This is a genomic window from Streptomyces sp. KLMMK (assembly GCF_036961605.1).
GTDB classification, from domain to species: Bacteria; Actinomycetota; Actinomycetes; order Streptomycetales; family Streptomycetaceae; genus Streptomyces; species Streptomyces telluris.
Map to the genome: position 1 here is coordinate 1 of NZ_JBAMDC010000195.1, position 12,361 is coordinate 12,361.

Consider the following 12,361-nt stretch of genomic DNA (forward strand, 5'->3'; position numbering starts at 1 on the left):
TCCGGCGTTTCCCGGACCGGCCGTCAGCCTCCGGCGCCCGCGATGACCTCCGCGGCGGCGGCGCCGCACACGCGCGCCGCCCCGTGGGTGGCGATGTGCAGACCGCCGCGCACGGGGGCCTCGTTCAGGCCCATCTCCACCACGACCGTGTCCGGCCGCGCCGCGAGCAGCGCGTCCAGGGCCTCCGCCATCCACCCGTGCCGGTGCGCGTCCCGTACGACGGCGACGATCCGCCGTCCGCCCGCGGCCGCGAGCACGTCGCAGGCATGGGCCGCGTCATGGCCGTAGGTGCCGGTCTCCGTGCCGGGCAGCAGCCGGGCCAGTTCGGCGCCGACGCCCCAGGGGGTCTCGTCACCGACGGCGATGTTCGCCAGCGGGGTGAAGGCGGCCACATAAGCGGGCCCGGCGAGGGGCTCGTGCGCGGGCGAAGCGGTCACCCGCAGGGCACGCCGGGCCGCGGTCAGCCCCACCTCGGGGGCAGGCGCGTTCCCCTCCTCGGCCGCACCCGCCCCCGAGGTCCAGCGCGCCAGGGCGCGCACCCGTGCCGCGGCGTCGGCGAGCCGCTCCTCCTGCAGCTCGCCGGCGCGTACGGCTGCGACGAGCGCGTCGCGCAGCCGCAGCACGGTGTCCTCGTCGGCCAGTCCGCCGCCCACGCAGATGGCGTCGGCGCCCGCGGCGAGGGCCAGCACGCTTCCCCGCTCGATCCCGTGGGTGCCGGCGATGGCCCGCATCTCCATGCCGTCGGTGACGATCAGGCCGTCGAAGCCGAGGCCCCCGTCGGCGACGGGCGCGCGCAGCAGCCCGTGCAGGGCGGCCGGGCTGAGGGTCGCCGGCAGGTCCGCGTCGAGCGCGGGCAGCAGGATGTGCGCGCTCATGACGGCCTTGGTGCCGGCCGCGACCGCGGCATGGAAGGGCACCAGTTCGCGCGCCCGCAGCGTGGCGAGGTCCGCGTCGATGCGCGGCATGTCGTGGTGGGAGTCGACGGCCGTGTCGCCGTGCCCGGGGAAGTGCTTGGTGCAGGCGGCGACGCCCGCGGACTGCAGGCCGTCGACGTAGGCGGCGGTGTGCCGGGCGACGAGCTGCGGGTCGGCGCCGAAGGACCGGACGCCGATGACCGGGTTGTCCGGGTCGGAGTTGACGTCGGCGGACGGCGCCCAGTTGAGGTTGACGCCGCACGCGGCGAGCCTGCGGCCCAGCTCCCGGGCCACGGCCCGGGTCAGCCCGGTGTCGTCGACGGCGCCGAGGGCGAGGTTGCCGGGGAAGGAGGAGCCGGTGCGCACCTCCAGCCGGGTGACGTCACCGCCCTCCTCGTCGATCGCGACGAGCACGTCGCCGCACTCGGCGCGCAGCTGCGCGGTGAGCTTGGAGAGCTGCTCGGGCGAGGTGATGTTGCGGCCGAAGAGGCCGACGGAGGCGAGCCCTTCGCCGAGCCGGCGCAGCAGCCACGCCGGGGCGGCGGTGCCGGTGAAGCCGGGCTGCAGGACGGTGAGGGCGTTGCGTGTGAGCGTGTCCGTGTCCATGGAGAAGTGGGCCCCTAACCCTTCACTGCGCCGGAGGTGAGGCCGCCGACGGCCTTGCGCTGGAGGATGACGAAGAGGATCAGGATGGGCACGGCGAAGAGCGAGGAGGCGGCCATGGTGGCGCCCCAGTCGTCGCCGAACGCCGTGCGGAATCCGGTGAGCCACACGGGGAGGGTCTGGGCCGAGGCGTCCTTGTTGAGGATCAGGACGTAAGGGAACTCGTTCCAGACGGTGATGAAGCCGAAGAGCGAGGTGGCCATCAGGCCCGGCGCCAGCAGCGGGAAGATCACCTTGATGAACGCCTGGGTGCGGGTGCAGCCGTCGACCATCGCGGACTCCTCCAGCTCCTTGGGCACGGCGGCTACGTAGCCGCGCAGCGTCAGGACGGTGAAGGGGAGCACCATGACGGTGTAGATGGCGATCAGCGGCACGAGGCTGTTCAGCATCTCCGCGTCCCTGACGATGATGTAGTACGCGAGGGCCATGACCTCCCAGGGGGCCATCTGGGCCATCATCATCACCAGGATGAAGCTCTTGCGCCCCTTGAACCGCATCCGCGCGACGGCGAACGAGGCGAACAGGGCGATCACCAGCGACAGGGCGACGGCGACGAGGGTGACGGTGAAGGAGTTGCGCACCAGCGTCCAGAAGCCGTCCGCCTGCACCGCCCGCTCGAAGTGCTCGAAGGTGGGGCTGGCCGGGAACCAGACGGGGTCCTCGCTGACGATGTCCTTGTTGGCCTTGAAGGCCGTGCTGAACATCCAGTAGACGGGGAACACGAACGCAAGGAAGAGAACGACCGCGGTCGCTCCCGGCCAGATCCGGCCCAGGGTCGATCGCCTCACAGCTCGTCCTCCTCTTGCTTGAGCACCAGGCGCAGGTAGTACGCAGTCAGGGCCAGCAGGATCACGATGGTCAGGATGGAGACGGCGGCGCCCATCCCGAAGTGCTGGCTGCCGAAGCCTTCCTGGAAGGCGTAGACGGGCAGGGTCTCCGTGAGCCGGTCCGGCCCGCCCTCGTTGATCGCGAACACCTGGGTGAACGACTTGAAGATCCAGATGACTTCGAGGAACGTCGTGGCCAGGAAGAAGGGCTTGAGGAAGGGGAAGGTCACCGAGGTGAACTGCTTCCGGGCGTTCGCGCCGTCCAGCGCGGCCGCCTCGTAGAGCTCCTTGGGGATCGTGGTGGTCGCCGCGTAGAGGTTGATGGCCACGAAGGGCACCGACTGCCACACGATCAGCACGGTGATCACGAAGAAGGTGGAGAACTGCCCGCTGGTCCAGCTGTAGCCGGCCATGGAGTGCCAGCCGAGCTTGTCCAGCACGTGGTTGACGACGCCGAACCGCTGGTCGAACAGCCACTGGAAGACGGTGGTCGCCGCCACGACGGGCATGGCCCAGGCGAGGACGAGGCCGAGCGAGAGCATCAGCCGCAGGGCGGTGCCGAGGCGGGCGAGGAGCAGGCCGATGAAGCAGCCCAGCGCCATGATGAGGACGACGTTGGCGAGGGTGAAGACCACCGAGCGCCCGGTGACGGCCCAGAACTCGGAACTTCCGAGCTGCTCGGCGTAGTTGTCCGTGCCGGTCCACTCGGTGAGGTGCTGGATCAGCTGGCGCGGGCCGAGGTTCTGGAACGACAGCAGGCCGTTCTTCAGCAGCGTCCAGCCGAGCAGCAGTACCGTGACGGCGGCGGCGGGGAGGATCAGCAGATACGGCGTGCCCCGGACGAGCCGGCCGGGTCCGCGGCGGGGAGGCGGGGCGGCGCCCTTGCCGGTCCGGGAGGCGGGCCCGGTGGCCGCCGCCTCTTCGATCTGCGCTGACATCGTCGTCCGCCTTCTCCCCTGTCGAACGGTATTGCTTTGGTGCGCGGCCGGGTAGGGGGCCGTCGTTCACGACCCCCTGCCCGCCCGTCGGGTCACTGCTTCCGGCTGAGGCGCTTGTTGATGTCCGCCTCGACCTGCTTGGCGGCTTCCTCGGGGGACTTGCCGTTGAGCACGGCCGTCATGTACGCCTTGATCGGGTTCGGGGCGTTCTCCACCGCGGCCCACTCGGGGATCAGCGGGGTGGTGCCGCCGCCCTTGGCGGCCGGGGCCGCGGCCTCGGCGGCCGGGTTGCCCTTCACCTGCGCCAGCAGGGACTCCTTGTTGGGGATCGAGCCGACCTCCTTGGCCAGCGCGCCCTCGTTCTTGTCGGACAGCGCGATCTTCAGGAACTCCTTGGCGAGCTCCTGCTTCTTGCTGCCCGCGGTCACGGCGAGGTTGGAGCCGCCGAGGAAGACGCCCTCGGGCTTGCCGGCGGTCTCACCGGGGATGGTGAAGTAGCCGAGGTCCTTCTCGATGGCCGGGTTGGCCTTGATGGCGGTGCCCGCCTCCCAGCCCATGCCGATGAAGGCGCCGGTCTTGCCCTTGGCGAAGATGTCGGCCTGCTGCGGGGTGGCCTCGTCCTTGTCCTTGGGAGCCTTGCTGAAGGCCTGGTACTGCTTGTAGATCTCCATGGCCTTGGCGACCTTGGGGTCGGCGAGGTTGGACACCCACTTCTTGCCGTCCTTCTTCACCAGGTCCGCGCCGGTGCCGATGGTCAGGCCGTCGAAGAAGTACCAGTTCTGGCCGGGCAGGTAGAGCGGCTCGGCCTCGCCCTTCTTCTGGATGGCCTCCAGGGCCTTGAAGAAGTCCGCGCGGGTCTTGGGGACCTCGGTGATGCCCGCGTCGGCCCAGACCTTCTTGTTGTAGATGACGACGCGGCTCGCGGCGTACCACGGCGCGGCGTACTGCTTGCCCTCGAAGACCGCGGGCTTGTTGAGGGACTCGGACCAGTCGGCGCCGATCTCCTTCTTCAGGTCCGCGAGGTCGGCGAGGCCGCCGGTCTGCGCGTAGGAGGGGGTCTGGGTGTTGCCGACCTCGACCACGTCCGGCGGGTTGGACTCGGAGAGGGCCGTGGTCAGCTTCTGCTGGATGCCGTCCCACTTCTGGATCTGGACGTCCAGCTTGGCACCGGTCTTCTGTTCGAACTCGGCCTGGACGGACTTGGTCCAGCCCGGCGGGTTCGAGCCGTCCATGAACCAGACGGTCAGGCTCTTGGCCTTGCCGCCGTCGCCCGATCCCTTGTCGCTGTCGCCGGACCCACAGGCGGCAACACTCACCAACATGGCCGCGACACCCGTCGCCGCTATGAGCCCTCGCTTCACAGCACTCTCCTCAAGGACCGAATGTGGTCTTTAATGGTTTAGACCAGTGCCCGCAGCTTGGCCTAGACCTTTTGGGGTGTCAAGGGTGTATAAGAGTCGCTGTCGGCTCCGTTACCGGACCGACACCTCGAGGTCGACCTGGGCGTCTCCGGGCCCCTCGGGCTCTGCCCGTGCCACCATGTGACCGCGACAGACGGAGGAGCCGGTGACAGCAGCAGGATCGGAGTCGGGAAGGCGGACGATGGCGACCGACGGTGGTACGGCCGAGAGCGGCAGCGTGCCGGGCGGCGCGCGGACCGCGCGCGTTCCCAAGTACTACCGCCTCAAACGCCATTTGCTGGACATGACCGAAACCATGCCCCCCGGCACCCCCGTGCCGCCGGAGCGGACCCTGGCCGCGGAGTTCGACACCTCCCGCACCACCGTCCGCCAGGCGCTCCAGGAACTGGTCGTGGAGGGGCGGCTGGAGCGCATCCAGGGCAAGGGGACGTTCGTCGCGAAGCCCAAGGTCTCGCAGGCGCTGCAACTGACCTCTTATACAGAGGACATGCGCGCCCAGGGCCTGGAGCCGGCCTCCCAGCTCCTGGACATCGGCTACGTCACCGCCGACGACCGGCTCTCCAAGCTGCTGGACATCGCGACGGGCGGCCGCGTCCTGCGCATCGAGCGGCTGCGGCTCGCCAGCGGCGAGCCTATGGCGATCGAGACGACCCACCTGTCGGCCAAGCGGTTCCCGGCGCTGCGGCGCAGCCTCGTGAAGTACACCTCGCTGTACACCGCGCTCGCCGAGGTCTACGACGTCCGGCTCGCCGAGGCGGAGGAGACCATCGAGACGTCCCTGGCCACGCCGCGCGAGGCGGGCCTGCTCGGCACGGACGTGGGCCTGCCGATGCTGATGCTCTCCCGCCACTCCCTGGACGCCCAGGGGGAGCCGGTGGAGTGGGTCAGGTCGGTCTACCGCGGCGACCGGTACAAGTTCGTGGCGCGGCTGCGGAGGCCGGTGGAGGAGTAGGCGACCACCGGCACGATCGCCAGGGCCAGCAGGCCGCCGCCGGCCGCGAGGGCCGGGTAGCCGCTGCCGGCGACGACCAGGCCCGAGGTCGTCCCGCCGGTGGAGCCCGCGATGGCGATGGCGACGTCGACGAGGCCCTGGGTCGAGGCGCGCGTGGCGAGCGGCACCGCTTCGGTGATCATGGCGGTGCCGCTGACCAGGCCGAAGTTCCAGCCGAGGCCCAGCAGAACGAGCGCCGCGGCGAGGGCCGCGCCCTGGTGCGGCGGGGCGAGGGCGGCGAGCAGCCCGGCCAGGAGCAGGGTGACCCCGGCGGCCGCGGCGATCCGCGGCGCGCCGAAGCGGTCGACGAGCCTGCCGGTGAGCGGGGACGGCAGGAACATCGCCGCCACGTGGAGGGCGATGACCAGGCCGGTGGCCTGGGTGCCGTGCCCGTGGGCGCTCATGTGGACGGGCGTCATCGTCATGATGCCGATCATCACGAGCTGGCTGAGGACCATCACCGCCGTCCCGGTGGCCACTCCGCGCACGTGGGCCCGCTCCCCCGCGCCGCCGTCCCCGGCCGGCCCGTCCGCACCGCCCGCGGCGGCCCGTTCGGCCGCCTCCGCCGCGGCCAGTTCGCGGGCCCGCAGCAGCGGGTCGGGCCGCAGGGAGGTGCCCATGACGACCGCGGCCGCCGCGTAGGCGACGACGGCCAGGAGGAACGGTCCGGCGAGCCGGGGAATGCCCCAGGCGTGCGCGACGTCCCCGGTGACGGTCACCAGGTTGGGGCCGACGACCGCGCCGAACGTGGTGGCCAGGAGCACGGTGCTCACCGCACTGGCCCGGCGCGCGGGCGGCGCGAGGTCGGCCCCCGCGTACCGGGCGAGCAGGTTGACGGCGGTGCCCGCCCCGTAGACGAAGAGGGAGAGGAACAGCAGCGGCACCATGTCCACGGCGGCCGCCACCACGACCCCGAGGCTGCCGAGGGCGGCGGTCGCGTGGCCGAGGGTGAGGCCGGGCCGGCGGCCCCAGCGCTCGCTGAGGCGGCCGATGACCATGGCGCCGAGCGCCGCGCCGGCGGTGAACAGCCCGCTGGGTACGCCGGCGAGGCCGGTCGAACCCAGCATGTCCTCCGCGAGCAGCGCGCCGACGGTGATCCCGGCGGCGAGGCCCGCTCCGCTGAGGACCTGGGAGATCACCAGGACGGTCATGATCCGCTTCTGTTCGGGGCCGGTGGCGCTCCCCGGGGTGCCGTGCGTGGCCGGTGCGGCGGGCCGAGCGCCCATGGCTTCCTCTCCCTGCGTGTCGGTGGACGGCGTGCTACGCCGCCTGCATCGGCTCCAGCGCGGCTATCTCCTCCAGCGGCATGTCCAGCTGCCGGTGCAGGAAGCGCACGATCGTCCAGTGGGGCAGCGCGCCCTCGTCGAACGGGCCGAACTCCGCGACGTACAGCGGGATCCAGCGCAGCGCCTCCTCGATGACCTGCTCGCGGCCGGGCTCCTGCTGGTAGTCCTCGTAGGCGATGCTGCGGTGGTGGATGAAGAAACGTCCCGGCAGACGCTCCTCGCACAGCTCCCGGTACTCGCGCGTCTGCAGGATGAGGTAGTGCCAGATCTCGTCGATCTCCTGCTCGACCGGCAGGAAGAGGCCGCTGAGCCGCTCGCGGTGGGCGGAGACCAGGTAGAGGTAGCGCAGGGCCTCCAGGACCTGGCGCTCGACGTAGTCGGGCGCCCCGCCCGTGCTGCCGGTGAAGTACCGCACCACTTCGGCGTGCAGCTGCTCGCCGAGGAGCGCCTTGAGGTCGTCGGCGGAGACCTTCGGAGGCATGTTCGAAGGCGTGTTCGGCTGCGGAGTAGTGGCCATGATGGGGTTCGTCCCGTTCCCGTAGTCCTGATGGTCAGAGGTCGCGTGCGAGCCAGGCGTACTTGCCGGACTTCCCGATGGGAATGTGCTCCCGGTGCTCCAGGGCGCACGGCAGCCCCGTCAGCTCGCGGACGCCGCGCTCCAGGGCCGCGCCCTGCGCCTGCCCGAGCGGATCGCCGTCGAAGGTCGTGTACAGCAGCCGGGCCGTCGTGCCGCCGTCCTCCACGCGCAGCTGGTGCAGGAAGACCCCGGGCGCGGCGGCGCTGATGCGCTCGTCGAGGTCTCCCTGGGCCACGGGCCCGTCCGGCGCGGCGAGCAGTTCCTTCTCCCGGCCGCAGAAACTGGAGATCTTGGTGGGGTCCGGCGTGCCGTCGAGGGTGCGCGCGCAGTCGCCGGAGCGGTAGCGGATCAGCGGCATGTACGGATTGCGGACGCTGGAGACGATGAGGCTGTAGAGCGTGCTGCCGGGGGCGACCGGGATCAGCTCGACGCTCATCTTGTCGAGGTACGGCCGGTAGCGGCCGTGGCGGTCGCTGTAGTAGAGGTAGCCGAGCTCGGTGCTGCCGAAGAGGTCGATGACCGGGCAGGCGAAGTGCTCGTGCAGGTACCGCCGGACGTTGGCCGGGGTGTATTCGTAGGCGTGGATGATGCTGTCGGGCCGCGGGAAGGCCTCCCACAGGCCCCACGCCCGGGCCTTGTGCACCAGATGCGCCAGGTGGTAGCCGGAGCAGTCCAGGTGGTAGCGGCCCTCGGGGTGCTCCCGGCGGGCCGTCTCGATCTCCCCGAGCATCCGCTCGACGTCTTCGCGCGTCCACAGCGCGGGGTCGAGCCGGAGGTTGAGGTAGAGCGTCCGCTCGTCGAGCCGCCGGTCGTCCAGGTCCGGAACGGGGCTCGGCTCGGCCCCGCGCTTCTTGGCGTTGACCCGTGCCACGTGCTCGGTCGCCAGCACCGTGGTCAGCGAGACCCTGCGGCAGCCCTGCTCCCAGGTGCCGGAGATGTCGGGGTGCTCGCTCCACAGCCGGTAGTAGGAGTTCAGCAGGAAGTAGGGGGGCCGGATGATCTGCATCCGGGCGTGGTTGGTGCCCGTGGAGAGGACGAACTCGGCCTCCCCCGCCTCAAGCGCCTTCTCCAGGGCGGGAGTCATCCAGTTGTCCGGGAAACCGTCGGCTATCTCGGGTTTCTCGAGTACGGGGAAGTGTCCCCGCTCGATCGACGCGCGGTAGATCGGTATGTCCCTGATCTGCTCGACGACGCCGGCCGTCGGCTGCCCATCCATGTGCCACCCCGGGAGTGCTCGGAGAACGGAAGGCCCCGTACGGCGCTGACGGGGCCGGTACGCACGGAGTGGACCGCGCACACACGGTGGTCACGGTCCACTCCGCTCGCTTCGGTCAGTCTCCGGTCGTCAGGAGATACAACCCGCCTTGGGCGCCGCGCTGATGCAGCCGGCCTTGGGGGCGGCGCTGATGCAGCCGTCCTTCGCGGCCTGGGCCGAGTTGGCGGCCACCCAGCCGCGCCAGACGTTCTCCTGCGCCATCTTCTTGATGAGCTTTTCCATAACGCGCCTCCGATAAGTGAGGAATTGCGGCGATGACAGTGCATTTGTGCCGCTGCAACAGACCGTAAAGCGTTGGCCAAGCCAGTGTCAACGGTTTACCAAGTGACGCGCACTCACTTGGCCGTGGCACGACCGCCGTTGGCCGGTTACACCGCCGCCTTCTCCGGCTCGGGATGCCGCATCAGCACCGGTTCGGTGCCGGGGGCGTTGTGCCGGGCCGCCCAGCCCTCCAAGGCCGTCCGGCAGGCGTGGTCCAGATGGCGCACGCCGGACAGGTCGATCTCGATGGGCCGGTCCTGCGGGAGGGCCTCCAGCGTCTCCAGGATCCGGGGCAGCCGCAGGAACGTGGCGTTCCCCACCACCGTCGCGACCATCCGGCCGTCGGTGAGCTCGCGGACGTCGAGCTGGACCTTCGAGGTGTCCCACGCCGTCTTCACCACGGCCAGCAGGATGCCGAGCACCACGCCCTCGAACATGCTGGTCGTCACGATGGCGACGGCGGTCACGCCGAGGACGACGACCTCGCCGCGGTGCTCGCGCCACAGCGGGCCGAGCTCCTTCACCGGCACCAGCTTGCAGCCGGCGTGGACCAGCACGCCCGCCAGCGCCGCCAGCGGGATGACGCCGATCGCCGCCGGCAGCAGCACGGCGAAGAGCAGCAGCCACGCGCCGTGCAGGATGCGGGAGAGCGACGTCTTCGCACCCGCCTGGACGTTGGCGGAGCTACGGACGATCACCGCCGTCATGGGCAGGGCGCCGAGCACGCCGCACACCGCGTTGCCCACGCCCTGGGCCAGCAGCTCCTTGTCGTAGTGCGTGCGCGGCCCGTCGTGCATGCGGTCGACCGCGGCCGCGCTGAACAGCGTCTCCGCCGATGCGATCAGGGTGAACGCGATGACGGTGCCGAGGACCGCGACGCCGCCCAGCGACGTCAGGTCGTTCAGCCCGGGCGGCTGGATGGCGTCGGCGAGCCCGCGCACCTCGACGTTGGCGACGTCCAGGCCGCCCAGCACCGTTACGGCCGTGGCCAGGGCGACCGCCACCAGCGGCGCCGGCACCATCTGGGCCTTGGCGGGCAGCTTCTTCCACACGACGAGCACGGCGATGGTCCCCGCGCCGACCGCGAAGGCGGTCAGGGCGGAGCTGTCCGTGAAGATGTCGGCGGCCAGGCCGGGGATCCCGGCGATCTTGTCCAGGCCGGAGCGCGGCTGTTTGACGCCGGCCATCGTGTACAACTGCCCGAAGATCAGGACGAGTCCGATGCCGGCGAGCATGCCGTGCACGACGGAGACGGAGATCGCACGGAACCAGCGGCCGAACTTCAGCAGCCCGAGGACGAGTTGCAGCACGCCGGTGGCGAGCACGATGGCGCCGAGCATGCCCAGGCCGAATTCCCGGACGGCCTCGAAGACGAGCACGGTCAGCCCGGCCGCGGGGCCGCTGACCTGGAACGTGCTGCCGGGCAGGGAGCCGACGACGAGACCGCCGACGATGCCGGTGATCAGGCCGAGTTCGGCCGGAACCCCGGAGGCCACGGCCACGCCGACGCACAACGGCAGGGCCACGAGGAAGACGACGAGCGAAGCGAGCGCGTCCTGACGCAGGACGGCGGGCTGCTTGAGGGCGGAGAACATGGGTGAGGGTCCCTTGGAGGTCACTTGAGGACGGGTCACAGGGGTCCGAACGACACCGGGTCGCTCTCGGGGAGGTGGACTTCGACCGCGCCGGTGTGCACCTCGTAGTACCAGGCGTGCAACCCCAACGTGCCCTGCTCGATGCGTTCTTGGACGCACGGGTACGAGCGGAGCGTCTCCAGCTGGGCGACGGAGTGCCGCTGCACGGCCTCCGCCATGTCGTGGGTGAAGGTTTCGACCGCCCGGGCCGGGGCGTCGGCGGGAACGGCCCGCTCGAGCCAGCCCTGGACGGCGGGGACGGACGAGAGGTCGTCGCCGCGGACGAAGGCGGTGACGGCACCGCAGTGGGAGTGCCCGCACACGATGATGTCGCGGACGCCCAGCACGCGCACCGCGTATTCGATCGTGGCGATCTCGCCCGAGGGGGCGTCACTGCGGTATTCCGGGACGATGTTCCCGGCGGTACGGAGCTCGAAGAGCTCTCCGGGGGACGCCCCGGTGAACAGCGCGGGCACGACACGGGAGTCGGAGCACGTGATGAACAACGTCTCGGGCGACTGGCCCGCCTCGAGGGCGCGGAAACTCTCGGCACGCTCCGGATCGGCCACGTGCGTGGCGGCGAAGGAACGCGCGTTGTCGATGAGGGACTTCATGATGGCCTGCCTCCTGCGCTCTGCGGCATGACGCCGGGCGCGGTGTGGTCGGGTCGGATCGAGCATGACGAGCATGCGAGCGGCATGGCGGTGCCACAGCCTCGGGGCATGGCGCCGTCCGCCTGCAGCCAATTGTGCACGACTGCAGAGACCAACACTTTACCTGTGTATTACCTCCTCGTGAAAGAGAAATTTTTCGTCAAAAAACGGACGCAGAAGGCCACTTGACGCTTGATTGGTACAGTCCCGAACTATTCGATTCCTCCAGAGATTTTGGAGGAATTGATTCCGTCTCAGCTGCAACCATGGACCCCACCAGCTGCGTCTTCATTGCGAGATGCGGAGGAACGCATTACCCGTGCATTACACACCTAACTGCTTTCCGGGCGGCGATACAGGGGGTCGCGTGCATCACGCACCGGGCAATGAGCGGCCGGACGGAACGAGTTGTCATGATCGCGCTAATCGCTCAGGGGGTGCCGCCCTCAAGGACCCCCGGCACCCCTCCCCCGGGCGGCGAAACGTCCGCCCGCGCGGCCCGCACGGGTGGATGGTGAACGCAGAGTGAACAGCAGGTGAATGACCGTCACATAGGGCCGTCATCGAGCAACTTCAGCACCTGCTGTTTCCTGCGCCCGTCCGCCTCGCGGGGTTCCGCCAACAGCCGCTCAGGCGTTGCGGAAACGCGCCGCCCAGCAGGCCGCCGTGATGACGTCGTCCACGAGGACGGCCTCCGTCACCGGGCAGGCCGGCGCCCGCCCCTCCCGCACCGCCGCCGCGAAGTCGGCGATCAGTGGTACGTGCGGGTCGGGTCCGAGCTCCGCGTCCAGCGGGTCCAGCGACAGGAAGCGGCCCCCTGCGGTGACGTCGAGGCGGTCCCGCTCGGTGCCGCCGATCCAGGCGAAGCGGCACTCGGCCGACGTGCCCGACGCCCAGCCCAGGGAGACGTGCGCGCGCCG

General features: G+C 70.5%; 12 protein-coding genes. 1 reads left to right on the plus strand and 11 read right to left on the minus strand.

Going from position 1 to position 12,361, the window contains the following annotated elements:
• Positions 1-23 precede the first annotated feature (23 nt).
• The 4 genes from V7793_RS23795 to V7793_RS23810 form a co-directional block, all read right to left on the minus strand.
• Complete coding sequence (locus V7793_RS23795; RefSeq protein ID WP_336009686.1) at positions 24-1,520, minus strand: glycoside hydrolase family 3 protein; 1,497 nt, start codon at positions 1,518-1,520, stop codon at positions 24-26.
• Between the two features lie 14 nt (positions 1,521-1,534).
• A complete protein-coding gene (locus V7793_RS23800; protein ID WP_336009687.1) occupies positions 1,535-2,365 on the minus strand; it encodes a carbohydrate ABC transporter permease in 831 nt (276 codons plus the stop codon).
• Positions 2,362-3,342, minus strand: coding sequence for a carbohydrate ABC transporter permease (locus tag V7793_RS23805; protein ID WP_336009690.1), 981 nt, complete (start codon positions 3,340-3,342; stop codon positions 2,362-2,364). Before V7793_RS23805 ends, V7793_RS23800 begins: the two co-directional genes overlap by 4 nt.
• A gap of 92 nt (positions 3,343-3,434) precedes the next feature.
• Positions 3,435-4,703, minus strand: coding sequence for an extracellular solute-binding protein (locus tag V7793_RS23810; protein ID WP_336009692.1), 1,269 nt, complete (start codon positions 4,701-4,703; stop codon positions 3,435-3,437).
• A 241-nt stretch (positions 4,704-4,944) separates the two neighbouring features.
• Here V7793_RS23810 and V7793_RS23815 point away from each other — a divergent pair, with 241 nt between their 5' ends.
• Positions 4,945-5,715 (plus strand): GntR family transcriptional regulator, encoded by a 771-nt coding sequence (locus V7793_RS23815; RefSeq protein WP_336009696.1) that lies wholly within the window; start codon positions 4,945-4,947, stop codon positions 5,713-5,715.
• Here the strand turns inward: V7793_RS23815 and V7793_RS23820 are convergent.
• The 7 genes from V7793_RS23820 to V7793_RS23850 form a co-directional block, all read right to left on the minus strand.
• Positions 5,658-6,980 (minus strand): MFS transporter, encoded by a 1,323-nt coding sequence (locus tag V7793_RS23820; protein ID WP_443057977.1) that lies wholly within the window; start codon positions 6,978-6,980, stop codon positions 5,658-5,660. The two genes, V7793_RS23815 and V7793_RS23820, sit on opposite strands and share 58 nt — an antisense overlap.
• A gap of 34 nt (positions 6,981-7,014) precedes the next feature.
• Positions 7,015-7,521, minus strand: a complete 507-nt coding sequence (locus tag V7793_RS23825) for a hypothetical protein (protein ID WP_336009699.1) — start codon at positions 7,519-7,521, stop codon at positions 7,015-7,017.
• A gap of 70 nt (positions 7,522-7,591) precedes the next feature.
• Positions 7,592-8,833: a hypothetical protein gene (locus tag V7793_RS23830; protein WP_336009701.1), complete on the minus strand. Its 1,242-nt coding sequence runs from the start codon at positions 8,831-8,833 to the stop codon at positions 7,592-7,594.
• 129 nt (positions 8,834-8,962) lie between these two features.
• Positions 8,963-9,115: a hypothetical protein gene (locus V7793_RS23835; protein WP_179082571.1), complete on the minus strand. Its 153-nt coding sequence runs from the start codon at positions 9,113-9,115 to the stop codon at positions 8,963-8,965.
• Positions 9,116-9,261: 146 nt separating this feature from the next.
• Positions 9,262-10,749: a SulP family inorganic anion transporter gene (locus tag V7793_RS23840; protein WP_336009704.1), complete on the minus strand. Its 1,488-nt coding sequence runs from the start codon at positions 10,747-10,749 to the stop codon at positions 9,262-9,264.
• 35 nt (positions 10,750-10,784) lie between these two features.
• Positions 10,785-11,402, minus strand: coding sequence for a carbonic anhydrase (locus V7793_RS23845; RefSeq protein ID WP_336009706.1), 618 nt, complete (start codon positions 11,400-11,402; stop codon positions 10,785-10,787).
• Positions 11,403-12,070: 668 nt separating this feature from the next.
• Positions 12,071-12,361, minus strand: a 291-nt coding sequence (locus V7793_RS23850) for a hypothetical protein (RefSeq protein WP_336009709.1), incomplete at its 5' end; no start/stop codon positions are given.

Bases quoted from the DNA above. Each gene is read 5' to 3' on its own strand.
- V7793_RS23795 (WP_336009686.1), bottom strand. From the start codon at position 1,520: ATGGACACGGACACGCTCACACGCAACGCCCTCACCGTCCTGCAGCCC.
- V7793_RS23805 (WP_336009690.1), bottom strand. From the start codon at position 3,342: ATGTCAGCGCAGATCGAAGAGGCGGCGGCCACCGGGCCCGCCTCCCGG.
- V7793_RS23815 (WP_336009696.1), top strand. From the start codon at position 4,945: ATGGCGACCGACGGTGGTACGGCCGAGAGCGGCAGCGTGCCGGGCGGC.
- V7793_RS23820 (WP_443057977.1), bottom strand. From the start codon at position 6,980: ATGGGCGCTCGGCCCGCCGCACCGGCCACGCACGGCACCCCGGGGAGC.
- V7793_RS23825 (WP_336009699.1), bottom strand. From the start codon at position 7,521: ATGCCTCCGAAGGTCTCCGCCGACGACCTCAAGGCGCTCCTCGGCGAG.
- V7793_RS23830 (WP_336009701.1), bottom strand. From the start codon at position 8,833: ATGGATGGGCAGCCGACGGCCGGCGTCGTCGAGCAGATCAGGGACATA.
- V7793_RS23835 (WP_179082571.1), bottom strand. From the start codon at position 9,115: ATGGAAAAGCTCATCAAGAAGATGGCGCAGGAGAACGTCTGGCGCGGC.
- V7793_RS23840 (WP_336009704.1), bottom strand. From the start codon at position 10,749: ATGTTCTCCGCCCTCAAGCAGCCCGCCGTCCTGCGTCAGGACGCGCTC.
- V7793_RS23845 (WP_336009706.1), bottom strand. From the start codon at position 11,402: ATGAAGTCCCTCATCGACAACGCGCGTTCCTTCGCCGCCACGCACGTG.